This window comes from Marinobacter azerbaijanicus (assembly GCF_030250645.1).
Classification (GTDB): domain Bacteria; phylum Pseudomonadota; class Gammaproteobacteria; order Pseudomonadales; family Oleiphilaceae; genus Marinobacter; species Marinobacter azerbaijanicus.
This window is the reverse complement of record NZ_JASSVS010000001.1, coordinates 126615-151293: the sequence shown is the minus strand read 5'-3', so window position 1 is coordinate 151293 and position 24679 is coordinate 126615. Positions and strand designations below refer to the sequence as shown.

Annotated in this window: 20 protein-coding genes; 18 read left to right on the top strand and 2 right to left on the bottom strand. The window is 58.2% G+C overall.

Features of this window, described 5'->3' with window-relative positions:
* Positions 1-98 precede the first annotated feature (98 nt).
* The 16 genes from QPM17_RS00730 to cobA all read left to right on the top strand — a co-directional run bounded on the left by QPM17_RS00730 (position 99) and on the right by cobA (position 20318).
* A complete protein-coding gene (locus QPM17_RS00730; protein WP_285387920.1) occupies positions 99-3299 on the top strand; it encodes a FimV/HubP family polar landmark protein in 3201 nt (1066 codons plus the stop codon).
* Positions 3300-3405: 106 nt separating this feature from the next.
* Entirely contained in the window at positions 3406-4302 is an 897-nt protein-coding gene (truA, locus tag QPM17_RS00725; protein WP_285387918.1) for a tRNA pseudouridine(38-40) synthase TruA, read from the top strand.
* A 7-nt stretch (positions 4303-4309) separates the two neighbouring features.
* The gene (locus QPM17_RS00720) at positions 4310-4939 is read left to right on the top strand and encodes a phosphoribosylanthranilate isomerase (protein ID WP_285387915.1); all 630 of its coding nucleotides are present in this window, start codon (positions 4310-4312) and stop codon (positions 4937-4939) included.
* Positions 4932-6140 carry a tryptophan synthase subunit beta gene (gene trpB, locus QPM17_RS00715; protein WP_285388782.1) on the top strand — a complete coding sequence of 403 codons (1209 nt, stop codon included), beginning with the start codon at positions 4932-4934 and terminating at the stop codon, positions 6138-6140. Before QPM17_RS00720 ends, trpB begins: the two co-directional genes overlap by 8 nt.
* Positions 6141-6160: 20 nt before the next feature.
* Positions 6161-6973, top strand: coding sequence for a tryptophan synthase subunit alpha (gene trpA / locus QPM17_RS00710; RefSeq protein WP_285387914.1), 813 nt, complete (start codon positions 6161-6163; stop codon positions 6971-6973).
* 41 nt (positions 6974-7014) lie between these two features.
* Positions 7015-7941, top strand: a complete 927-nt coding sequence (gene accD, locus QPM17_RS00705; RefSeq protein ID WP_285387912.1) for an acetyl-CoA carboxylase, carboxyltransferase subunit beta — start codon at positions 7015-7017, stop codon at positions 7939-7941.
* Positions 7925-9238 carry a bifunctional tetrahydrofolate synthase/dihydrofolate synthase gene (gene folC / locus QPM17_RS00700; protein ID WP_285387910.1) on the top strand — a complete coding sequence of 438 codons (1314 nt, stop codon included), beginning with the start codon at positions 7925-7927 and terminating at the stop codon, positions 9236-9238. The genes accD and folC overlap by 17 nt, the downstream gene beginning before the upstream one ends.
* A 121-nt stretch (positions 9239-9359) precedes the next feature.
* Positions 9360-9986 (top strand): SPOR domain-containing protein, encoded by a 627-nt coding sequence (locus QPM17_RS00695; RefSeq protein WP_285387908.1) that lies wholly within the window; start codon positions 9360-9362, stop codon positions 9984-9986.
* Between the two features lie 95 nt (positions 9987-10081).
* Entirely contained in the window at positions 10082-10651 is a 570-nt protein-coding gene (locus QPM17_RS00690) for a CvpA family protein (protein WP_285387906.1), read from the top strand.
* A gap of 35 nt (positions 10652-10686) precedes the next feature.
* A complete protein-coding gene (gene purF / locus QPM17_RS00685; protein ID WP_285387903.1) occupies positions 10687-12210 on the top strand; it encodes an amidophosphoribosyltransferase in 1524 nt (507 codons plus the stop codon).
* A 30-nt stretch (positions 12211-12240) separates the two neighbouring features.
* Positions 12241-13482: an O-succinylhomoserine sulfhydrylase gene (locus QPM17_RS00680; RefSeq protein WP_285387902.1), complete on the top strand. Its 1242-nt coding sequence runs from the start codon at positions 12241-12243 to the stop codon at positions 13480-13482.
* 6 nt (positions 13483-13488) lie between these two features.
* Positions 13489-16083: a DNA translocase FtsK 4TM domain-containing protein gene (locus QPM17_RS00675; protein ID WP_285387899.1), complete on the top strand. Its 2595-nt coding sequence runs from the start codon at positions 13489-13491 to the stop codon at positions 16081-16083.
* Positions 16084-16095: 12 nt separating this feature from the next.
* Positions 16096-16752 (top strand): outer membrane lipoprotein periplasmic chaperone LolA, encoded by a 657-nt coding sequence (gene lolA, locus QPM17_RS00670; protein WP_285387897.1) that lies wholly within the window; start codon positions 16096-16098, stop codon positions 16750-16752.
* A complete protein-coding gene (locus QPM17_RS00665) occupies positions 16752-18095 on the top strand; it encodes a replication-associated recombination protein A (RefSeq protein ID WP_285387895.1) in 1344 nt (447 codons plus the stop codon). The genes lolA and QPM17_RS00665 overlap by 1 nt, the downstream gene beginning before the upstream one ends.
* A gap of 112 nt (positions 18096-18207) precedes the next feature.
* Complete coding sequence (serS, locus tag QPM17_RS00660) at positions 18208-19482, top strand: serine--tRNA ligase (protein ID WP_285387892.1); 1275 nt, start codon at positions 18208-18210, stop codon at positions 19480-19482.
* Positions 19479-20318: a uroporphyrinogen-III C-methyltransferase gene (gene cobA / locus QPM17_RS00655; protein ID WP_285387889.1), complete on the top strand. Its 840-nt coding sequence runs from the start codon at positions 19479-19481 to the stop codon at positions 20316-20318. The genes serS and cobA overlap by 4 nt, the downstream gene beginning before the upstream one ends.
* 38 nt (positions 20319-20356) lie before the next feature.
* On the opposite strand, the gene QPM17_RS00650 is transcribed toward cobA, so the two are convergent.
* Complete coding sequence (locus tag QPM17_RS00650) at positions 20357-21430, bottom strand: 3-deoxy-7-phosphoheptulonate synthase (RefSeq protein ID WP_285387888.1); 1074 nt, start codon at positions 21428-21430, stop codon at positions 20357-20359.
* 124 nt (positions 21431-21554) lie between these two features.
* On the opposite strand from QPM17_RS00650, the gene QPM17_RS00645 reads away from it, so the two are divergent.
* Positions 21555-23378, top strand: coding sequence for a DUF1631 family protein (locus QPM17_RS00645; protein WP_285387886.1), 1824 nt, complete (start codon positions 21555-21557; stop codon positions 23376-23378).
* Between the two features lie 31 nt (positions 23379-23409).
* On the top strand, positions 23410-23820 hold the full coding sequence (locus QPM17_RS00640; RefSeq protein ID WP_285387884.1) for a PilZ domain-containing protein: 411 nt from the start codon (positions 23410-23412) through the stop codon (positions 23818-23820).
* A gap of 49 nt (positions 23821-23869) precedes the next feature.
* On the opposite strand, the gene QPM17_RS00635 is transcribed toward QPM17_RS00640, so the two are convergent.
* Complete coding sequence (locus QPM17_RS00635) at positions 23870-24655, bottom strand: enoyl-ACP reductase FabI (RefSeq protein ID WP_285387881.1); 786 nt, start codon at positions 24653-24655, stop codon at positions 23870-23872.
* Positions 24656-24679 lie beyond the last annotated feature (24 nt).

Here is a 24679-nt window from a genome sequence, read left to right as displayed (position 1 = left end):
ACATAATAACGATAGTAATCAAGACGGAAGTCATCCAACCTCGTCCGATTCTGTTCCCAGGAACAGTAACGAATAACGGAGACTGGTAAGGAAAAAGCATGAAGGTACGCAAGCTTGCGGTTGCTCTGGCTCTGGCGGGAGGGCTCGGTTCCGGACTCGCACAGGCCCTGGGTCTGGGTGAGATTGAATTACAGTCCTATCTGAATGAGCCTCTGGACGCAGACATCAGTCTGCGCAAAAGCGAGGGCGTTGACCCAGGTGATGTATTCGTAAACATCGCCCCAGAGTCGGCCTATGAAAGGGTTGGTATTGACCGTAACTATTTCCTTACCAAACTTGATTTCCGTGTAACCACCGCCAGCGATGGCAGTCTGGTGGTCAACGTGTCGTCCCGTGAGCCGTTGCGGGAGCCCTACCTTAATTTCCTGATCGAAGTGACGTGGCCCAATGGTCGCCTGATGCGGGAATACGCGGTGCTGGTTGATCCTCCCATCTACGCGGAGGAATCCGGCGTTCAGGAACAGGTGGCTGCGCCCACCACCCGCCAGGAGCCGCAGCCAACACGGCAGCGGACCCAACGGACCCAGGCAAGTCAGCCGGAGCCGCAGCGCACCACAACGCAGCGTCCCCGGAGCTTAGGCCCCACCGGGCCTTCGGATACCCTGTGGAACATCGCTGCCAGCGTTCGCCCGAACAGCAGTGTCTCCATGCAGCAGACAATGCTGGCACTCCAGGACCTGAACCCTGACGCCTTTATGGACGGCAATATCAACCGCCTGAAGCGCGGAGAAGTTCTGCGGGTACCGGATCTTGAACAGATCCGCAGTCGCTCCCGTGCCGAGGCGAACCGTCAGGTGGCCGCCCAGAACGAGGCACTTTCCAGTCCCACGCGTACCGTCGATGCCACTGCTACCGAGGTCGCCTCGGGCCAGGCCGCCCAGACAGAAACGGGCGGCGACGAGCTCAGATTGCTGGCCAGCGATGACCGTAGCACCCGGGATGCGGAAGAAGGTGGCTCTGCCGGTGGCGACGGCGATACCGCCGGCGGCGTGGACGCAGGGTCCGCCGTCGCGATGGAAGAACTGGAACGAGCTCGTCGTGAGAACGAAGAGCTCAGTGGTCGGGTCGATGACCTGCAGGATCAGGTGGAGACGCTCCAGCGGCTGCTGGAACTCAAGAATACCCAGCTTGCGGAAATTCAGCAGGCAGAGGGTGAAGGCGTCGATGCACAGCCCGCTGATGCGCCTGGTGAAGAGACTCTGACAGAACAGTTTGCGGAAGACGAGGGTGAAGTCGGAGCTGAGGCAGAAACGGATCTCGCCGGAGCAGAGACCGAAGAGGCTGGCGCTGATGTTGATGCTGCGGCTGATGGCGATGAAGAAGGTGCTGAAGAGGAAGAGCCAGAGCCAGAAGTAGCAGCGGATGAAGATGCTGTTATGGCGGATGAGACTCTCGCTGCGGATGCTTCCGATTCCGCTGACCCGGCGGCAGAGGACGAGCGCGATGAAGAGGCCGAAGTGGCGGCTCCTTCCCCGGAACAGCCAGCCCAGGAACCTGCTACACCACCGGCGCAGCCTGACAAAGGCTTCCCGGACAATATTATCAGCGCCATTACGAATAACCCGATGTACCAGATTGCCCTCGGTGGCGGTCTTGTGGTCCTGCTGCTTCTGTTGTTGCTGCTGGCCCGTCGTAACGCGAACCGCGAAAAAGCGTTCTATGACCAGCTTAATGAGGAAACGGCCGGCGAATCGGATTCCTTTGATCTCACCCTGGACGACGAAGAGGCGGGTCAGAGTCCTGACGGCGATCCATTGGCTGAAGCGGATGCTTACATAGCCTACGGTCGCATGGACCAGGCTGCTCAGTCGCTGGAGACAGCCATTTCGCGGGAACCAAGCCGTACCGATCTCCGGCTGAAGCTGCTGGGTGTCTACGCGGATACGCAGGACCGGGAGTCGTTCGAGAAGCAGTTGCGCGAAGTCGAGACTCTGGAAGACGAAGAGGCCATCGCCGAAGCTCGTGGACTCCAGTCGCGCCTTGAAGAAGCTGAATCCATGCCGAGCATTGACGACCTAGAGTCTCAGCTCAGGTCGGATTCCTTCGATGCCGGACGGGATTCATCCGAGGACGCGGCCAGCACTGCGGAGGAGGAGGAGCACCTTTCTGATGAGCTTGCAGCAGACCGCTATGAGTCCAGCACAGGCCAGGAAGAGGAAGACGAGTTCGGCAGTCTGGAGACTGACTTTACCGATCTGGATCTGGATGAAATCGAAGAGGCCGATCGTGAGAAAGAGTCCACTCCGGACGATTTGATTGAATACGACCTGTCCGGCCTTGAATCATCCGCAGACGAAGAGGATGTTACCAAGGAGGAAGAGGCAGGCGGGTCAGACGCTGACAGCCTGGCTGACGATTCATTCGATTTTACTCTGGAGGATGACTTCGCTGGTGAAGACGTAGAAGACGCCAGTGATGAGGATCTGGATTTTGAGCTTGAAGAGCCTGAGTCCGGAACAGTCAGCGAAACTGCCGAAACAAACGAAGACATGGATGAGTTCGAGTCATTGGGGCTTGAGGAGAGCGATCTCGAATCCAGCGAGCCGGAAGAAGCTGCCGAGGCCGCGGAAGCAGAGCCTGAAGAAGACCTGCAGGAAGGCGAGTTCGATTCGCTGGATGAGTCCTTCCTTGATGAGTTGGATGCAGAACTGGACAAAGTTGCTGGCGCCGAGGATACGTCTGCTGACAGCGAAGCAAACGATCTGGATGATCTGGAACTTGATGTCTCTGATGACGATCTCGCGTTGATGGAAGAATTCGCGGACTCCGGTGATTCTGCCGGTAGCGAAGGCAGCGGCGCCGAGGCCGAAGAAGACACTGCGCCGCTTGATGAGGAGCTTGGCCTTGAAGACACGCTCAGCGGTGAAGAGCCGGCTAATCCCGAAGAGGATGTCGCAGGTGCCGAAGCGGTTGAGGATGAGCTTCCAGAGCTGAGCGATGAAGATCTTGCTGGTGCCGAAGAGGCAGAGGAATCCGGGGAACCACCGGTTGCATCTGAGCCCGCGTCCGGCGATGCGGCGTCAAGGTCCGCCGACATTGATGAATCCGATCTCGGCGATGACGACGACTTTGATTTCCTGTCTGGAACCGATGAGGCATCCACCAAGCTGGACCTGGCCAGGGCCTATGTTGAAATGGGCGATGTGGATGGCGCCCGGGATATCCTGGAGGAAGTTGCCCTGGAGGGAAATGAGGAGCAGAAAGCCGAAGCGCAGGATCTCCTTAAAAATCTGTCCTGATTCGGTATAATCAGGGCCAGAAGCGCAAAACGCCGGCTACCGGGTCCGTCCCGGAATGAACGCCGGCGTTTTGCTTTGTTACAGGCACCGTAATCCGGACACGTCATTGTTTCTGATACCGCAACCACTGACCACCGACCGTTCCATTGGGGCGGGTCGCGTCGCGCTCGCTTTCGAATACGATGGCCGCGCTTTCCATGGCTGGCAATACCAGAAGTCGGGTGTGCGTTCCGTGCAGGGGGAGTTGACCCAGGCTGTTTCAAAGGTGGCTGACCACACGGTTGAACTGGTCTGTGCCGGGCGAACGGATGCCGGCGTTCATGCCAGTTACCAGATTGCGCACTTTGAAACCCCTTCAGTCCGTAATCCCCGTTCCTGGGTGATGGGCATCAATACCTCGCTACCGGCAGACATCGCCGTGCATTGGGCCGGTAATGGTATTGGCGACTTCCACGCACGCTTCTCGGCCACTTACCGGCGCTATCGATACGTCATCTACAATCACCCGGTACGCCCGGGCATCCTCAGTGGGCAGGTCAGTTGGACCTTCCGACCACTTGACGCTGAGGTGATGAATCAGGCGGCCCAGTTTCTGAAAGGCGAGCATGATTTTTCATCCTTTCGGGCCGCGGGTTGCCAGTCCAGATCGCCCATTCGATTTCTTGAGGCAATCAACGTAACCCGAAAGGGAGAGTTCGTCGTAATTGATGTTCAGGCCAATGCTTTTCTACACCACATGGTCCGTAACATAGCCGGCGCACTGATGGCTGTCGGAACTGGAGCGCAGCACCCGGAGTGGATTCGTGAGATACTTGATAGCAGGGATAGAACCGCCGCAGGGGTGACCGCACCGCCTCACGGATTGTATCTGGTGGACGTGGGGTATCCTGAGATTTTTTCGATTCCCACAGCCGAATGCGGACCAGGTTTTGTGGCGCCCTGGTTCAGCGAGGCTGATAACCGGCCGCGTAGCCCGACTCACATACACCGGAAGCAGCGATAATGGTCTTATGAGAACCCGAGTCAAAATCTGCGGGATTACCCGGAAACAGGACGTTGTCGACGCAACCACGGCAGGGGCGGACGCCATAGGGTTGGTGTTCTATGAGCCCAGCCCCAGATACGTCACGCCAGCAAGTGCTCGAGAGCTGATCAGCGCGGTTCCTCCGTTTGTCTCGGCCACAGGACTGTTTGTGAATCCGGATGTGGAATACGTGAACGAGGTATTGAAGCAGGTGCCTCTGGATTTGCTGCAGTTTCACGGTGACGAAACTCCCGCGTTCTGCAGCAGTTTCGGGGTACGCTGGATCAAGGCGGTACGGGTGCGACAAAGCTCGGACATTGAAAACGCCTTCCGTGATTACCGGAAGGCCAGCGGGTTGCTGGTAGACGCCTGGGACCCGGACAGGTACGGCGGCACGGGGCAGGCCTTTAACTGGTCGCTTATACCGGACTATCGCCCGCTGCCGCTGATATTGGCCGGCGGTCTGGCTTCTGATAACGTATCCGGCGCTGTCAAGCAGGTTCGGCCCTGGGCTGTTGATGTCAGTGGTGGTGTGGAAAGCAGCAAAGGCATCAAAGACGTCGAGAAAATCACTGATTTTATAAACGAGGTTCACCGTGTCGATGAAACTGACTGAAGAAATGCTCAAGGCGCTTCCGGATGCACGGGGTCACTTTGGTGCCTACGGCGGAAGGTTCGTATCTGAAACGCTGTTTGATTCGCTGATGACCCTTGAACGCGAATACAAGAGACTCAAGGATGATCCGGAATTTCAGGCTGAATTCGATAGGGATCTGGCGCACTATGTGGGCCGACCCAGCCCGTTGTATTTTGCCGAGCGGCTGACCCGTGAAACCGGTGGGGCCCAGATCTGGCTCAAGCGCGAAGACCTGAACCATACCGGCGCGCACAAGGTGAACAACACCATAGGGCAGGCATTGCTGGCTCGCTTCCTTGGTAAGAAGCGCGTCATTGCAGAGACAGGTGCCGGGCAGCATGGTGTGGCTACGGCCACTGTCTGTGCCCGCCTGGGGCTTGAGTGCCATATATTCATGGGCGAGGAAGATATCAGGCGGCAGTCTCCAAATGTCTACCGGATGAAGCTTCTGGGCGCAGAGGTTCACTCGGTCACCAGTGGTACCCGGACTCTGAAGGATGCCATGAACGATGCCATGCGGGATTGGGTCGCCAACGTAGACGATACCTTTTACATTATCGGCACGGTGGCAGGGCCACACCCGTATCCGTTGCTGGTTCGTGATTTCCAGTCGGTGATTGGTCGCGAGACCCGGGAGCAGAGCCTGGAACGTACCGGAAAGCTGCCCGACGCCCTGGTCGCCTGTGTGGGCGGCGGTTCCAACGCCATTGGTATGTTCTACCCGTTCCTGACAGACGAAAGCGTGGAGCTGTATGGCGTTGAAGCCGGTGGCCTCGGTATCGAAACCGGGCAGCATGCCGCGCCCCTGAGCGCCGGTCGTCCAGGTGTCCTGCATGGTAACCGAACGTACCTGATGGAAGACGAGAACGGCCAGATTGCCGGTACCCACTCTGTCAGCGCCGGCCTGGATTACCCGGGCGTAGGCCCGGAACATAGCTGGTTAAAGGATATTGGCCGTGCCCACTATGTGTCGGTTACAGACGACGAGGCGCTGGATGGCTTCCGTAAGCTGACGCGTGTGGAGGGCATCATGCCGGCACTGGAAACGGCTCACGCGGTTGCCTATGCAATCAAGCTCGCCGCAACCATGGATAAAGACAAGATGGTGGTGATCAACATCTCCGGACGCGGCGACAAGGATATGCAGACCATCGCCGAAATAGATGGCATCTCGGTTTAAGCAACAGCAAAGGAGCAGGCATGAGTCGAATCGAAGGGGTACTCAAATCCCTGAAGGGGCAGGGCCGTAAAGCGCTGATCCCGTATATCACCGCAGGGGATCCCCACCCGGATCAGACCGTTGGATTGATGCATGCCCTGGTTGACGCAGGTGCAGACATCATTGAACTGGGCGTGCCGTTTTCCGACCCCATGGCCGATGGCCCGGTGATCCAGCGGGCCTGTGAAAGGGCCCTCAAGCATGGCACCTCTTTGCGCCAGGTTCTGGCGATGGTCAAGACCTTTCGCGAGAAAGATGACGCCACACCCATCGTGTTGATGGGCTATCTCAATCCCATGGAAGCCATGGGGCAGGAGAAGTTTGCCGACGCCGCCGTTGATGCCGGAGTCGACGGGATCCTGACGGTGGACCTTCCGCCAGAAGAAGCGGATGAGGTGGCCCCACTGTTTACGGCCCGCAAACTCGACGCCATATTTCTGCTCGCGCCCACCACTACCGATGAGCGGATTCGCGCAATCAGTGAGCACAGTTCCGGGTATGTGTACTATGTTTCATTCAAGGGCGTGACTGGCGCTGGCAAAATTGATGTGGATGAAGTCGCTGCGAAGGTGGCTCATATTCACGAAATCACGGCGCTTCCGGTAGCTGTCGGCTTCGGTATTCGTGATGCTGCCACCGCAGCCGCTGTCGGCCGGGTATCCGATGGTGTAATTGTCGGCAGTGTGCTGGTGGATACAATAGCCCGGAATCAGGAAGATCCTGAGCAGCTCAAGCGGGCGCTGACGGATCTTCTTCACCCGATGCGCGAAGCACTGGACAGCCTGGCCTCCTGACAGACAGGTATCCGGCAGGCATTAAAGGACAGGATGAGATCATGAGTAACTGGCTGGACAAGATCATGCCGAGCAAGATCCGCTCGGAATCCAAGCAACGTACCGGGGTTCCCGAAGGGCTCTGGAAGAAGTGCCCAAAATGCGGGGCGTTTCTCTACAAGCCGGAACTCGACAAGAACCTGGATGTTTGTCCCAAATGTCAGCACCATTTGCGGGTAACCGCCCGTCGGCGCCTGGATATCTTTCTGGACAAGGAAGGCCGCCAGGAAATTGCGGCTGATCTGGAACCCTGGGATCGCCTGAAGTTCAAGGATAGCAAACGCTACAAGGACAGGCTGACCCAGAACCAGAAAGCCACCGGTGAAAAAGACGCGCTGGTGGCCATGCGCGGTTCCTGCCTCGAGACACCGTTGGTTGCGGTGGCCTTCGAGTTCAATTTCATGGGCGGTTCCATGGGCCAGGTTGTGGGCGAGAAGTTTGTCCAGGCGGCCAATGTGTGCCTGGAGGAGCGGATCCCCCTGGTGTGTTTTTCCGCCAGTGGTGGTGCGCGGATGCAGGAAGCCATTCTGTCGCTGATGCAGATGTCCAAGACTGCGGCGGTGCTTGAGCGCATGAAGCAGGAAGGCATTCCCTATATTTCAGTGATGACGGACCCGGTATTTGGCGGTGTTTCCGCCAGCCTGGCCATGCTGGGCGACCTCAATATCGCTGAGCCCTACGCACTGATCGGCTTTGCCGGCCCCCGTGTCATCGAACAGACCGTTCGGGAAAAACTGCCGGAGGGGTTCCAGCGCAGCGAATTCCTGCTGGAACATGGCGCGATCGACATGATTCTTCATCGTCACCAGATGCGTGAGCGCATTGCGGCGCTCCTTGCCAAGTTTGCCGGTATGGAAAAGCCGGCTACCGAGGCGCCGATCGAGTTTGAAGTATCGGAACGCCCGGAAACCGATGCCCAAGCAGAATGATTCCGGTGCCCGGCACCCCAGAGTGCCGGGCACCGGAGCCACTCTTGAGCAGTGGCTTGGCTACCTGGAATCCATCCATCCGTCAGAGATTGACCTTGGTCTAGACCGCGTCCTTCTGGTGCTGCGGCGCCTGTTTCGTCGCAACCCTTCATCCCGGATCATCACCATCGGCGGTACCAACGGCAAGGGCAGTGCGGTTGCGGCGCTCGAGCAACTGCTGATGAAAGCTGGTCGATCAACGGGTGCCTACACCTCGCCACACCTTCAGCGTTATAACGAACGGGTCCGGATCAACGGTTCGGATGTTTCCGATGATAGCCTCGTTCGCGCTTTTGAGCGTGTTGAAGCAGCGCGGGGGACTACCACTCTGACCTATTTCGAGTTTGGCACCCTGGCTGCGTTCGTCCTGTTCCAGGAAGCCGGCGTGGAGGACTGGGTGCTGGAAGTTGGGCTTGGCGGCCGGCTTGACGCCGTAAACGTGCTCGATCCAGCGCTGGCAATCATTACGTCCGTCGACATTGACCACGTGGCATTCCTCGGTAACAACCGCGAGGTTATTGGCTTCGAGAAAGCGGGGATATTACGCCCTGGCATCAACGCCATCTATGCGGATGTTGATCCCCCGGCGTCCGTTCTCCAACAAGTGTCCGCCCAGAAGGTGAAGCTCGAGCGCCCTGGGCAGACTTATCAGCTCGTACCGACTGAGGGTGAGCCCGCAAGCGGCTTCCGTCTCTGTCAGGCCCGCCATGGAGATGAGGTGGCCATTCCTGATACCGGTCTTCCGGTTCACAGCCTCGCAGCAGCGGTTGTTGCTATTCGTCAGCTCGAACCCGGCCTGAGCCTGTCAGACATTGAAACGGTACTTGCCGGGCTCACCTTGCCGGGTCGTTACGAAATTTTACGTTCCTCGCCCCAGGTCGTTGCAGATGTGGGCCATAATCCCCATGCAGCGGCATGGCTGGCAAACCGGATAAGTCGCCGGCGGAATGCCGCAGGGCGGGTGATTGCCGTCTATGGCGCTCTCTCGGATAAGGACGTCGAAGGCGTTGTCGGGGCGATGAGGCCGGTTGTGGATCAATGGTATCTTGCCGGCCTGGAGGTTCCCCGTGGACTTGGTTGTCACGACCTGGCAGCACGACTGGCCGGTATTGTTGCCGATGAGACATCGCCAAAGCTGTTACCATCAGTTGGTGATGCGCTGGAACAGGTTCTGGCAGTGGCGTCGCCAGATGACCTGGTGATTGTGTTCGGGTCGTTCTATACCGTTGCGGCCGCCCGCGAAGCACTTGGCAAATGACGGATCTTAAATATCCTTCATGGCTGGCATGAGGCTTTGAGTTCTCTGTGGGCGGCGGTTACTATCGGGCACAGTGTTGGTCAATCTTGGCGAGTCGTGAATTAACAGGGGATAACGTAACGTGGACGGACTGAAACAGAGAATCATCGGAGCACTGGTGCTGGTGTCTCTAGCCGTTATCTTTGTGCCGATGATGTTTGACGAGCCCCACTCCGAACGTGAGTCCACTTCTATAAAGATTCCTGAAGAGCCCCCGTTCCCCGAAGTTGAGGCGCCAGAACCCGAGATTCCGGAAACTCCAGCCTACCGTATTGAAGAACCCGGTATGGATGACGAGCAAGTGGCGGCGCCAGAGCTCGATACTGAGGAGGCGCCCCAGTCTGCATCGACAGCTGAAGAGCAGGTGGCTCAGCCGGAAACCGGCGAGCAGACCGCTCAGGAACCGGTTGAAGAGGCCCCGCAAGAACCCGTAACGGATGAAGATGCGGCGGAATTTACCCGTTCCCTGGAAGGAGCCTGGGTGGTGCAATTGGGTAGTTTTGGCAGCGGCGACAATGCCAGAAACCTGCGGGACAAGGTTCGTGAGAAAGGCTACAACTCCCACTTGCAGCAGATAACCCGTGGCGATACCGAGTTGACCCGGGTTTTCAGTGGTCCTTTCGCAGAGAAGGCAGAGGCGGAAAGGGCCAAGCAGGTCCTCGACAAAGCCTTCGGTCTCAACAGCCTGGTGACCTCCGGCGACAAATAGTGCAGTGGGCTACTGTCACTAATGCGTAATGGGCGGTTTGGTCAGGTGGCGTTTCCTGATAGAATTCGCGCTTCCTTATTTCCACCGGGTTTTCCATGGATGCGCTGATCTGGATCGACTGGGTCATCATTGCCCTGATTACTGTTTCCACCCTTATCAGTCTCAAGCGCGGCTTCATCAGGGAAGCGCTGTCGCTGATCACCTGGGTGGGCGCGTTCATTATTGCCCGAACGTTCCACCCCCAGATGCAGTCTCTCCTTGAGGGTACCGTTGAGACGCCGCTGGTGCGCCTGGTAGCGGCATTTGCCATCCTGTTTTTTGCCACTCTGATCGTTGGCGCCATCGTCAACAACCTGATTGGTCATCTTGTGAGGGCCACCGGCCTGTCTGCTACCGACCGGGTACTGGGGATGGGGTTCGGGCTCTTGCGGGGTTTGGTGGTGGTGATTGTTGCCATTGCTTTCACTCGCTATACGCCCCTGGCGGAAGATACCTGGTGGCGTACGTCGGTGATGATTGAGCGTCTGGCCGTGGTGGAGGACTGGTCACGGAGAACGCTCGGAGACGAATTTGCCCGCTTGCTCGGGCCGGCAGGTGGAGACACGGAGGCTCCCCCCAGCATTGAACCGGAAGATAACGTGGAACCCGCTTCCGCGTCCCGCTAACATTCAGTTTTAACGCTTCGGAGATTACCGTATCCATGTGTGGCATTGTCGGCATAGTCAGTACTTCCAACGTAAATCAGACGCTTTACGACGCGCTGACCGTATTACAGCACCGGGGCCAGGATGCAGCGGGTATTGTTACTTTTCAGGATGAGCGCTTTTTCCTGCGCAAGGACAACGGACTGGTGCGGGATGTGTTCCGTACCCGGCATATGCGGAGGCTGGTGGGCAATGTGGGGATCGGCCATGTCCGCTACCCGACGGCGGGCAGTTCCAGCTCTGCCGAAGCCCAGCCCTTCTACGTCAACAGCCCCTACGGTATTACCCTCGCCCATAACGGCAACCTGACGAACGCCGACGATCTGAGCCGGGATCTGTTTCGGACCGACCTGCGCCATATCAACACCAACTCGGACTCGGAAGTACTGCTGAACGTGTTTGCCCACGAGCTGCAGAAGCTGGGCAAGCTGGACCCCACCAAGGAAGAGATCTTTTCGGCTGTGCGCGCGGTACATAAACGCTGCCGTGGCGCTTACGCCGTGATTGCGATGATTACGGGTTATGGCATTGTCGGCTTCCGCGACCCCAATGGTATTCGCCCGGCCTGCTACGGTGTGCGCAAGACCGAGGAGGGGGAGGAGTACATGATTGCCTCCGAGAGTGTTGCGCTCAGCGCCGCCGGCTTCAGACTGGTGCGGGATATTGCCCCGGGCGAAGCGGTCTATATTGAGACCGATGGCACGCTTTACACCCAGCAGTGTGCAGAAGAACCGCACCTTTATCCCTGTGTGTTTGAACACGTGTATTTCGCCCGGCCCGACTCCATTATTGACAAGGTGTCGGTTTACAAGGCGCGCCTCAGAATGGGTGAGACCCTGGCGGAAAAGGTGCTGCGTGAACGCCCCGATCATGATATCGACGTGGTGATGCCCATTCCCGATACCAGTCGTACGTCCGCGATGCAGATGGCCCATCGGCTCGGGGTGAAGTTCCGGGAAGGTTTCATCAAGAACCGGTACATTGGCCGGACCTTCATCATGCCGGGCCAGAAAATGCGCAAGAAATCCGTGCGTCAGAAGCTGAACCCCATTGATCTGGAATTCCGTGGCAAGAATGTGATGCTGGTGGATGACTCCATTGTAAGGGGAACCACCTGCAAAGAGATCGTCCAGATGGCCCGTGACGCCGGTGCCCGCAAAGTGTACTTTGCCTCGGCAGCACCCCCGGTGCGTTACCCGAATGTGTACGGTATCGACATGCCGTCGGTTAATGAGCTGATTGCCCACGATCGCAGCGTGGAGGAAATCGGCGAGTTGATCGGTGCCGACTGGTTGCTTTACCAGGATCTGGATGACCTCATTGCTTGTGTCAACGACGTCAACCCGGATATTGAAGGTTGGGAATGCTCGGTATTCACCGGCAACTACATCACCGGGGACGTAGATGCTGCGTATCTCAACAAACTGGAGGCGGCCCGTAATGATGAAAACCGCTTCCAGGCCGGTTCCGGGGATTCCTCCGATAACGGTATTATTGATCTGTACAACGACGAAGACTGACCAGACCATGGTTGTTAACAGGAGTTTGTCATGACCCATCGCCGCGAAGAGCACGTCCTGATCCCAGAGTCGGATCTGGAGGGCATGTCGGTGGACACTCTTGCGGTCCGTGCCGGGCAGATCCGTACCGGCCAGCTCGAACACAGTGACGCTATTTTTCCCACCTCCAGCTTCGTGTATGGCAGCGCCGCCCAGGCTGCGGCCCGTTTTGGTGGTGAGGAGCCGGGCAATATCTATTCCCGTTTTACCAATCCGACGGTGCAGGCATTCGAAGCCCGTATCGCGGCGATGGAAGGGGGCGAAAGAGCGGTAGCCACCTCTTCGGGCATGGCCGCCATCCTGGCAACCTGCATGGCGCTCCTGAAATCCGGAGACCACGTGATCTGTTCACGGGGCGTGTTCGGCACCACCAATGTGCTGTTCCAGAAATACCTGGCCAAATTTGGCGTGGAAACCACCTTTGTAGGGCTGACGGACATGGCCCAGTGGCAGGCTGCGGTGCGGCCGGAAACCCGGATGGTTTTCATTGAAACGCCGTCCAATCCTCTGTGTGAAGTGGCCGACATGGAGGCCCTGGCCAGGCTTGCGCACGACAATGATGCCCTGTTTGTGGTGGACAACTGTTTTTGCACCCCGGTACTGCAGCGGCCATTCGAGCATGGCGCGGACATCATCATCCATTCGGCGACCAAATACCTGGATGGCCAGGGTCGTTGCGTCGGCGGTGTGGTCGTCGGCCCCAACAAGTTGATGGAAGAGGTCTATGGCTTCCTGCGTTCGGCCGGGCCCACCATGAGCCCGTTTAATGCGTGGGTGTTTCTCAAGGGTCTGGAAACCTTACCAATCCGTATGCGCGCCCACTGCGACAATGCGTTAGAGTTGGCGAAGTGGCTGGAAGGGCAGGGGGCAGTGGACCGCGTATTCTATGCCGGCCTGCCTGATCATCCGCAGCACGCCCTGGCCAAGCGACAGCAGAGTGGTTTCGGTGGCGTACTTTCCTTCACCGTCAAGGGTGGGCGGGAGCAGGCCTGGGCGTTTATCGATGCGACCCGGATGATTTCCATAACCGCCAATCTTGGTGACGTTAAAACCACCATTACCCATCCGGCCACGACCACACACGGTCGCCTGTCCCCGGAAGACAAGGAGCAGGCGGGCATTACCGAAAATCTGGTACGGATCTCGGTAGGTATTGAAGCTGTTGAGGATCTCAAGACCGACTTGCAGCGCGGTTTTGAGGCTCTTGAAAATTACCGTCAGGGAACTGTCTGAGCATTCATGGCTGAGAGCGCAAGAGCGAAAAAATCAGAGGAGTTGACCGAAAAACAGGTGAAATTCCGTCGTTTTCTGGCCCAGGGGGCGCGGGAAGGGGCGGTGATTGCGCTGATAGCGCTGTGCATTTATCTGGGCATGGCGCTGGTCACCTTCAGCCCATCGGATCCAGGTTGGGCGAGTATTGGTCATGAAACCAGTGTGCAGAACTACGCCGGGCGCACTGGCGCGTGGCTTGCCAGTCTGTTCCGCGACTTCTTCGGGCACGTGGCCTTCCTGTTCCCGGTGATGATTGCCGGCTATGCGCTGATGCTCATTCGCCGCAGAAATGATCCCATCGATATGCATATGCCGCTATTTCTGCTCAGGTTTGGCGGGTTCCTGCTGATTTTGCTGTCTGCAACCAGCCTGCTGTCGCTCTATTCGGTGTTCGGACTTGGGGTGACTTCCGGCGGCGTGCTTGGCGCAGCGGTTTCCGAGGCCATGGTTCGGTTCTTCAACCTGCCTGCGACGACGCTTCTGCTGATTGCCATTTTCCTGTTTGCGCTTACCGTCAGTACCGGACTTTCCTGGTTCTGGCTGATGGATCAGGTGGGCAGCCTGACACTGCGGGCCGGGATCGGCATCAGGAAGCTGTTTTCCTCGACCGGTAAGCCCGGGTCTGGCAAAGATACCCGGCGCACTGCAGCGCCTGAACCGGCGAAAAAAGCTGTGGAACCGCCAGTTGTGAAGGACAGGGTTCCAGCGCCGGATAAAGACAAGCCTGCTTCCGGTGCGCCCTGGTGGAGGCGCCTGCTGGGCCTCGGGCAGCGCAAGCAGAAGACAAAGACAGCCGTGCCCCCGAAAGAACGGCGCGAACCGGGGCTTGAAGGGGTGCAACCGGTTGATGATGCTGAACCCGCGCGTCTTGAAAGTTTCAGTTCCCGGGATGACAGTGCGACCGTGCCCCATGTGCCCGAACCCGATCTCCGTAGCGGCAGGAAACCACCGGCTGGCAAATCCCTGAAGATTTCACCGTTCAAGCGGGAAGACCAGTCCGCAACAAGCGGCAAGGGCAGTAGCAAACAGGCATCCCTGCTGGAAGATATTGAAAGTCCCATCCCTCCGATCTCCCTGCTGGACCCGCCGGAAGAGCACAAGGAGCGGGGGTACTCCGAGGAATCGCTTCAACACATGTCGCGACTTCTGGAGGAGAAACTGGCGGATTTCGGTGTCTCCGTGGAAGTGGTCGAGGTTAATCCCGGGCCTGTGATTACCCGTTTCGAGATCAAACCCGCGCCCGGGGTCAAGGTTAGCAAGATATCCAACCTGGCGAAGGACCTCGCCCGCTCCCTGGCCGTCCTGAGTGTCCGGGTAGTGGAGGTGATTCCGGGAAAATCCGTGGTTGGCATCGAGATTCCCAACGAAGAGCGGGAGATGGTGCGCCTCAGTGAGGTACTGAATGCCAGGGTCTTTCAGGAATCCTCCTCGGCTCTGACCCTGGCGCTGGGCAACGATATTGGTGGCAATCCGATGGTCGCCAACCTCGCCAAGATGCCGCATCTGCTGGTCGCCGGCACCACGGGCTCGGGTAAATCGGTGGGCGTGAATGCCATGATTCTGAGCATGCTGTTGAAGGCCACCCCCGAAGAAGTCCGCTTCATCATGGTGGACCCGAAGATGCTGGAGTTGAGCATCTATGACGGTATTCCGCACCTGCTGGCGCCTGTGGTGACCGACATGAAGGATGCCGCCAACGCCCTGCGCTGGTGCGTTGCTGAGATGGAACGTCGTTATCGACTGCTGGCAAGCCTGGGGGTTCGCAACCTGGCCGGCTATAACCGCAAGGTGAGAGACGCTGCGGCTGCGGGTGAGCCACTGCTGGACCCCACCTGGAAACCGGATCAGTTCCTGGCTGACGATGAACAGGAACGTCCGGAGCTGGAAACACTGCCGTTTATTGTGGTGGTGATTGACGAATTTGCTGACATGATGATGATTGTCGGCAAAAAAGTGGAAGAACTGATTGCGCGGATTGCCCAGAAAGCCCGTGCGGCCGGCATTCACCTGATCCTGGCGACCCAGCGTCCCTCGGTTGACGTGATCACCGGTTTGATCAAGGCCAACATCCCCACCCGTATGTCGTTCCAGGTGTCCTCCAAGATTGATTCCCGGACGGTACTGGATCAGGGCGGCGCGGAACAGTTGCTGGGGCATGGGGACATGCTGTACCTGCCGCCCGGCTCCGGGCTACCTGTGCGTGTCCACGGCGCTTTTGTCGATGACGATGAAGTGCACCGGGTGGTCAGTGCCTGGAAAGCCCGGGGAGAGCCGGTCTACGTGGAGGACGTGCTCAATGGCGCCGAAGGCGAGAACCTGCCCGGGGTGCCGAGCCTGAGCGAAGGCGGTGGTGATAGTGAAGGCGATGCCCTGTTCGATGAGGCTGTCGCCTTCGTCACCGAAGGCAGGCGTGTTTCGATTTCATCCGTCCAGCGGAAATTCAAGATCGGCTACAACCGGGCCGCAAACCTGGTGGAAGCCATGGAAGCATCCGGTGTGGTTAGCGCAGCCGGGCACAACGGTGCCCGGGAAGTACTGGCTCCACCGCCACCACGAGATTAGGAGTACAGATCAATGACGGAATTACGAAAAGGTTTTGGCCTGGCATCGATACTGGCAGCGCTGTTGGTATTCGCCCTGCCGGCTCAGGCTGAAGAGAGCGGCGAAGACGCTGCCGCTGAACTTGCGTCCATGCTGGAGAGTTACGAATCCTTTCAGTCCAGCTTTATCCAGATTGTTGTGAACGAGAATGGCAACCGGGTCCAGGAAAGCCGGGGTTCCCTCAAGGCGAAACGCCCCGGCCTGTTCTACTGGGAGACCAGTAAACCCCATTCCCAGTTCGTCGTCAGTGACGGCGACAAGGTAGAAGTCTACGATCCAGACCTTGAACAGGTCACGGTCCACAGTCTGGACGAGAAAGTGTCCACCACACCGGCATTGCTGCTCAGTGGCGAAGTGGACAATCTTGACGAGACCTACAAGGTATCGATGCGCTCCATTGGCGATAATACCCGCGAGTTTACCCTGGAGCCCAGGAGCGAGGATTCGCTGTTCGTTTCCTTGCGGCTGACGTTCTTCAAGGGAGAACTGCAGGAGATGCGTATGCAGGATTCCCTGTCCCAGCTGAGCGTCCTGAGTTTCGAAGATGTCCGACTGAACGAAGAAGTCAAAGACAGCGCCTTTGTTCTTGAATATCCCGACGGTGTGGATGTTATCCGGGACGGGGCCTGATGCAGGAAAGCCTGTTCGGCGAACAGCAGGGGTTTCGGCCCCTGGCTGCACGAATGCGCCCTGCAAGCCTCGATGAATACGTTGGTCAGGCGCATCTGGTCGGTGAGGGCAAACCGCTGCGGCGGGCCGTAGAGCAGGGGCAGCTTCATTCCATGATCCTCTGGGGGCCTCCGGGCGTCGGCAAGACCACTTTTGCCCGCCTGCTGGCCAACCTCAGTGATCTCAGCTTCGAGACCGTCTCTGCCGTTCTGAGCGGTGTAAAGGACATCCGTGAGATTGTGCAGCGGGCAAAGGATCGCAAAAGCAGGGAGGGCCGGGATACCCTGCTGTTTGTGGATGAGGTCCACCGTTTCAACAAGAGCCAGCAGGATGCCTTTCTTCCCCATATCGAAGATGGCACCTTTATCTTCGTAGGGGCCACTACCGAAAACCCCTCTTTTGAGCTCAACAGCGCGCTTCTGTCCCGCACCCGGGTCTATGTCCTCAAAAACCTGTCGGACGACGACATTCTGGAGTTGCTGAACCGGGCGTTGTCCTCCCCGGAGGGTCTTGGCGGTCGTTTTACGGTTGAGCAATCTGTGCTGGATCTTGTGGCGTCGGCTTCCGGCGGCGACGCCAGACGGGCACTGAATATCCTGGAAGTCGCAACGGATCTTGCCGAGCCTGACGGCGAAAACAGCGCCAGAATAACCCGCGATCATCTGGAACAGGTGCTTCAGACCAGTCTCAGACGTTTCGACAAGGGTGGTGATGTTTTCTATGACCAGATATCGGCCCTGCACAAGTCGGTGCGGGGCTCGGATCCCGACGGTTCGCTTTATTGGTTGTGTCGCATGCTCGATGGCGGCTGTGACCCCCTGTATGTGGCCCGGCGGCTGGCCAGGATAGCCAGCGAGGATATCGGCAATGCGGACCCGAGGGCGCTGCAGATTGCCATGGATGCGTGGGAAGCCCAGGAACGGCTGGGTTCACCGGAAGGAGAACTGGCCCTTGCCCAGGCAGTCACCTATCTGGCGTTAGCGCCGAAGAGCAATGCTGTCTACAAGGCGTTCAACCAGTGCCTCGCTGACATCCGCAATGATCCTGACTACGACGTACCTGTGCACCTGCGCAATGCCCCCACCAAACTGCTGAAGTCCATGGGTCATGGCAATGAATACCGATACGCCCATGATGAACCCGAAGCCTTTGCCGCAGGCGAGTCCTACCTGCCAGAAGCGATTCACCAGCGTCGGTACTATCAGCCGGTGAAACGTGGTCTCGAGATCAAGCTTGCGGAGAAACGTGACCGGCTTGATCAATGGAACCGTCAAAGCTCCCACAAGCGCTATCCCCAAGACTGAAATTCCCTGGCTGGCCAGCCTTGCTGTAGCCACAGACATCCTCGCAGGTATAATGCCCAGTCAATCGTGAAAACTGTCAACTTACCTTTGAACCGGAAAACTCAGGATAACCATGCTCGATCCCAAACGTGTCCGCACCCAGACTGAAGAGATCGCCCGTCGCCTGGCCATCAAGGGCTTTGCCTTTGACAAAGCCACTTTCGATCAGCTTGAGGAGCGCCGCCGGGCGATCCAGGTGAAAACGGAAACCCTGCAGGGCGAGCAGAACCGCCGGTCCAAATCCATCGGTAAGGCCAAGGCAGCGGGCGAAGACATTCAGCCTTTGCTGGATGAAGTCGAAAACCTGAAGAAGCAGAAATCCGAAGCGGAAGACGAATTGCGCGTACTGCAGGAGGAGCTGAACGGGTTTCTGGCGACGATACCGAACCTGCCTGATGAAGGCGTGCCCGCCGGGGACAGCGAGGACGACAACGTGGAGGTGCGCCGCTGGGGCACCCCCAGACGTTTTGACTTCGAGCCGAAAGACCACGTCGCCCTGGGAGAAGCTCTGGGAGGCCTGGACTTTGAAACCGCCACCCGCCTGGCCCATTCCCGTTTTGCGGTCATGCGCGGCCCGGTGGCGCGGCTGCACCGGGCGTTGGCCCAGTTCATGCTCAACCTTCATACCGAAGAGCATGGCTACATGGAAGCCTACGTGCCGTATCTGGTCAATGCCGAAACCCTCTATGGCACAGGCCAGCTTCCCAAGTTCGAGGAAGACCTTTTCCGTATAGATGGCGAGAAGCCACTTTACCTGATTCCCACTGCGGAGGTGCCGGCCACCAACCTGGTCAGCGATACCATCCTGGATGCCAAAGAGTTACCACTGAAAATGGTCTGCCACACACCCTGTTTCCGCAGTGAGGCGGGCTCCTACGGCCGTGATACCCGGGGTATGATCCGTCAGCATCAGTTCGATAAGGTGGAACTGGTTCAGGTGGTGCGCCCGGAAGATTCCGAAGCCGCCCTTGAGGCGCTGACAGGGCACGCTGAAAAGGTCCTGCAACTGCTGGAGTTGCCTTACCGTCTGGTGGACCTGTGTGGCGGGGACATGGGCTTTGCCGCTGCCCGTACCTACGATATCGAAGTCTGGCTTCCAGGCCAGGACAAATACCGAGAGATTTCCTCCTGCTCTAATACCCGTGATTTCCAGGCACGGCGCATGCATGCACGTTGGCGTAATCCGGAAACCAACAAGCCGGAACCTGTCCACACCCTGAACGGTTCCGGCCTTGCCGTAGGCCGCGCACTGATTGCGGTCATGGAGAACTACCAACAGGCAGACGGCAGCATACTGGTTCCGGAAGTTCTGAAACCGTATATGGGAGGTGTAGACAGAATCCAATGAGTGACAGATCCGACAGTGCGCCATGGAAGGGCGTTGGTGCAAAGCCTGCACCAGTTCGATACCGCAAGAATCCGGTCACCGAGAACCCGAACAGCTCCGAGGGGGAGGTCGCGCTTGTCGGCGCCGGCCCCGGTGACCCGGAACTGCTGACACTCAAGGCCTGGCGCCTGATCCAGTCAGCGGAGGTGGTGTTGTACGATCGGCTGGTATCTCCGGAAATTCTGTCGCTCATTCCCGACTCCGCGGAACGCGTCCACGTGGGCAAGCAGCGGGCAAACCATACCTTGCCCCAGGACCAGATCAATAACCGTCTGGTGGAACTTGCGCGCAAGGGGCTCAGAGTGGTGCGCCTGAAGGGTGGTGACCCTTTCATCTTCGGGCGTGGCGGAGAAGAGATCGAAACGCTGGCGGCCGCCGGTGTGCGCTTTCAGGTGGTGCCGGGGATTACCGCTGCCTCCGGCTGTGCGGCCTATGCCGGAATACCGCTCACACACAGGGATCATGCCCAGTCGGTCCGATTCGTGACCGGCCACCTCAAGAACGATACCTGTGACCTGCCGTGGAAGGACTTTGTCCAGAACAACCAGACTCTGGTGTTCTACATGGGGCTGGTGGGGCTACCCATTATTTGCAGGCAACTGATCGCCAATGGTATGTCACCGGATATGCCTGTCGCGCTGGTATCCCGTGGCACAACCCCTCATCAGCAGGTGGTTACCGGAGACCTTTCCAACATAGTCGAGCGCGTAGAGCAGAATGCGGTGCCTGCTCCCACACTGGTCATCATCGGCAACGTGGTGACCCTGAGAAACAGGCTGGACTGGGTCGGCGGCTGAGTCTTCAACCGCCGTTCCCGGGGAGTTGCGGCAGAGGATTATCCGCGCCGCTTGGGCAACACGTCTTTCAGCTTGTCCCGCATGTCGTGCAGGGCCTTCTCGGTGGTTTCCCAGTCAATACAGGCGTCAGTCACTGATACGCCGTACTTGAGATCCGCGAGGTTTTCCGGGATCGACTGGTTGCCCCAGTTCAGGTTGCTTTCCACCATCAGGCCCTGGATCGACTGGTTGCCTTCCAGAATCTGGTGGGTAATGTCCTGAAGCACCAGCGGCTGGATGGCAGGGTCTTTGCTGGAGTTGGCGTGACTGCAGTCCACCATGATGGACTGGCGCAGATTGGCTTTCTCGAGGGCCCGTTCACACAGGGCAACGCTCACTGAATCGTAGTTGGGCTTGCCACCGCCACCACGAAGAACCACATGGCCATAATTGTTACCACGGGTGCGGATGACCGCGACCTTGCCCTGCTGGTCAATTCCCAGAAAGCTGTGGGGGTGTGAAACCGACTTCATGGCATTGACGGCAACATCCAGGCTGCCATCCGTGCCATTCTTGAAACCGATCGCCATGGACAGGCCACTGCTCATTTCCCGGTGAGTCTGGGACTCGGTTGTACGGGCCCCGATCGCAGACCAGGAAATGGTGTCCTGAAGGTACTGCGGCGAAATCGGATCCAGTGCTTCCGTGGCAGTGGGCAGGCCCAGTTCGGAAATATCCAGCAGCAGGCGACGACCGATATGCAGGCCCTGTTCGATATCAAAGGTATCGTTCAGGTGCGGATCGTTAATCAGGCCTTTCCAGCCAACGGTGGTGCGGGGCTTCTCGAAATAGACACGCATGACGATCAGCAGGGTATCACTGACCTCATCTGAGAGTTTCTTCAGCTTGGCGGCATATTCCCGGGCGGCTTCAACATCGTGAATGGAACAGGGACCCACAACTACAAACAGACGATGATCCTTGCCATCCATGATGTCATAGATAGCCTGGCGGCCTTTTTCCACGGTTTCCGCGGCCTTACCGGATAGCGGCATCTCCTGCTTGAGCGCTTCAGGGGTGATCAATGGTTCCTGACTCGCCACATTCAGATTCTCTAGTTTGGTGCCCGACATTCTGTTGTTATCCCCGTCGCATAAAACATGACCGACCGGCGTTTAGTTGCAGTAAACCCCGGCGAGTTGGTTATACTGCGTTATTTGATGAACCTTTTCAACGCTTCTTACGCGCGGGGAACGGATGCAGCAGAGCACCCAGAAAAAACGGGAAGTCCTGCCCCGGAAGCGGGTTGCAGAGAAGATGGCCGACGTGCTCTCAGGCATTCGCGTGCCGGATCTTCCATACCCGGCTCAAAAGCTTTCACCGGATGCTGTCAGCAACTGGCAACCGTTGTTGCTTTCCTGCTGGTCAGAGCAGAGGGACGAACCTGTCACCCATGTGATTCGTTCTGTTTCGCTGACATGGTCTGTCCGGCAGATCAACTCCGCCTATGTTGCCGACCGCATTATGGGGGTGTTCCTCAAAACCAGCGGACTGCATCCGGAGCTGGCCCGTCGCATTGCTCGCCTGCGTTTCTTTTTTGCCTGGCGGATGAACCTTGAAGGGGCGGGCGCGCTCAACGATACGCTGATTCAATGGCTGGATTCCCTGCAGGACTGCCGGGGCTGGAGTGCGTCCGGTGGACGTTCATCGAGAGCGCTCCTGGACCAACTGGACTCCTTGGTTATCGCGGTTTCCGGCAGTTTTGAGTCCGGCGACATCGAACCGGTGCTGGAATTCTGCCGCCAATGGCGGATCGATGCGGAAAAGAGGGAGCAACAGAACGACAGACTCCGTGAACGCCTGCTTGCGACGGAGGAGGGCGCTTCCAGACAACGAAGGGCGGAACAGACAGCACGAGCCCTGGTCGGGCGGGCTTTGCAGAATCGCGAATTGCCCAGGCCGGTGGTGGATTTCATTTTTGATCACTGGTTTGGACTTCTCAAGCAGATCGTCTGGGAAGAGGGAACAGAGGGGGAGAACTGGCGTCATGCCAGCAAACTCCTCGAGTGGCTTGTGTGGATCGGTGATCCGGGCCTGTCGGACCGGGACCGGAATCGTCTTTACACCGTCGGTGAGCAGATCGGCGACAGAATTGTCGATGTATGGAACCGCGTTCAGAAGAAGCCGTTGGAGGAGAAGGCCCTTGAAGGTGTCCAGGCCGTGATGGTGGCAAGGCTCAGGGGAGAAACACCGGATCTGGTTCCTGCCTTGCCATCGGGCAATCGATTTTCCTGGAACCCCTCCTGGCTGACGTTCACCATCCCTCCGGAAGAGGAGGTGGCACAGGTGAAAGGCAAGTGGTTCGTTGAAGGCGAGGGAGCGGCAGAGCAGCGGCGCTTCTTTTTCGCGTTGCTGCCGGATACCTCTGAAGTGCTCTGGACAAACGGTGCAGGTGTCAAGCTAGGGCTGCTCCCCTGGGCCCGGTTTGTCGATGCCCGTGACAGCGGAACACTGAGGTCACTGCCCCCATTGAAGCCGTTCGGCGAAGTACTGACGGAAACCATTACTTCCCTGTCGATCGTCCTTGATCGGCAGAAAGTTCAGCGGCAAGAAGCTGCCAGGGAAGCAAAGGCACGCGCTGAGAGCATACGTCGGGAGAAAGAAGAGGCTGAACAGCGGCGGCTGGCCGAGGAAACCGCGAGGCGGGAGGAGATTGCCCGCAGAAAGGAAATGGTGGAGGCCCAGCGACTGGCTGATGAAGAAGCTGAACAGGAGCGGCTGTTCCGGGAAAAGGAAGCCGCTGCACGCGAGCTTGTTGACGGTATCAAGCTTGGCGGCTGGATTGTGGAAGAGGCCGACGCCAAGGGACAGGACCCGGTCCGACTGAAGCTGGCTGTGCGCATTAACGCCTCAAGAAAACTGGTGTTTGTGGACCGGCTGGGCCTGAACCGCCGCGAGTTTCTGGTGGACGAGCTGGTGAAGGAGATTGTGGCCGGCCGTATTAGGGTCCTGGGGACGTCTGCTGAGTTTGATGACACACTTTCCAGGGTCGTGGGGCGCATCCGGGTTGGCCGAAACTGATCCGTTAACCGCCAGCGTCAGGTGGATGATCATGAGCGATATTGATTACAGCTTTGGTGATTATGAGGATTCTCCGGAATCCGGGGATAACCGTGCAGAGTACCGACTGACGGCAAGCGCAAAGGTCACACTCGAGCTGGAGTCTTCGGCGCCGGGCGATGCCAGTGACAGCGCAGAACGCTCTCTCGTCTCGCGGACCAGTGATCTGTCGGTGAGGGGCATCCGGCTTGCCACCACTGAACCGTTAACAACGGGGGCAATATTGCCTGCGAGGGTGAGTCTGGAGGAAGTCTCAGATCCGTTCCGGTTAATGGTGGAAGTGGTATGGTGCCGCCGCGCTGATGCCGGTGGCTGGCTGGTGGGGCTACAGATACTGGAATCGGACGACACCGCGTACCTGGAATGGGTTGAGGCGGTTGCCAGGGCAATGTCTGAAGGCTGACCGGGCGCCCCGGCAGGGCTGAGGCCCCGCCGGGGAAATGCAGGGGTGGTCAGTCTTCCAGTTCGCCCATGCCGGTAATGTTGAAGCCGGCGTCCACGTACATGATTTCGCCGGTGATGCCGCTGGCCATGTCGGAGCACATGAAAGCGGCGGCATTGCCGACCTCATCAGTGGTGACATTACGGCGCAGGGGTGCCCTGCGGGCGTTCTCCGAAAGCATTTTGCGGAAGCTCTTGATGCCTGAAGCTGCCAGCGTCCTGATAGGTCCTGCAGAGATGGCGTTAACGCGAATACCATCACGCCCAAGGCTGGCGGCCATATAGCGAACATTGGCCTCCAGTGAAGCCTTGGCAAGTCCCATTACGTTGTAATTCTGCAATACCTTTTCGGCACCCAGGTAGCTCAGGGTCAGCAGCGAGCTGTTTTCGTGAAGCATATTGCGACCGGCCTTGGCCAGGGCCACAAAGCTGTAGGAGCTGATCTCGTGGGCGATACGGAAGCCCTCACGGGTGGTGACATCCACGTAGTTGCCATCGAGTTCATGGCCCGGTGCGAAGCCAACGGAATGCACAATAACGTCGATGTTATCCCAGTGCTTGCCCAGATCAGTGAACACGGCTTCGATTTCGTCATCGCTGGCGACATCGCACGGAAAGATCAGTGAGCTGCCCCAGCCTTCAGCGAATTTTTCCACCCGGGACTTGAGCTTTTCATTCTGGTAGGTGAAAGCCAGCTCGGCGCCCTCTCTGGCGAAGGCTTCTGCAATGCCATAGGCAATGGAGTGTTTGCTTGCAACGCCGACAATCAGTGCTTTCTTGCCACTGAGTAATCCCATAACGATTCTCCCTGTGTTTCAGTT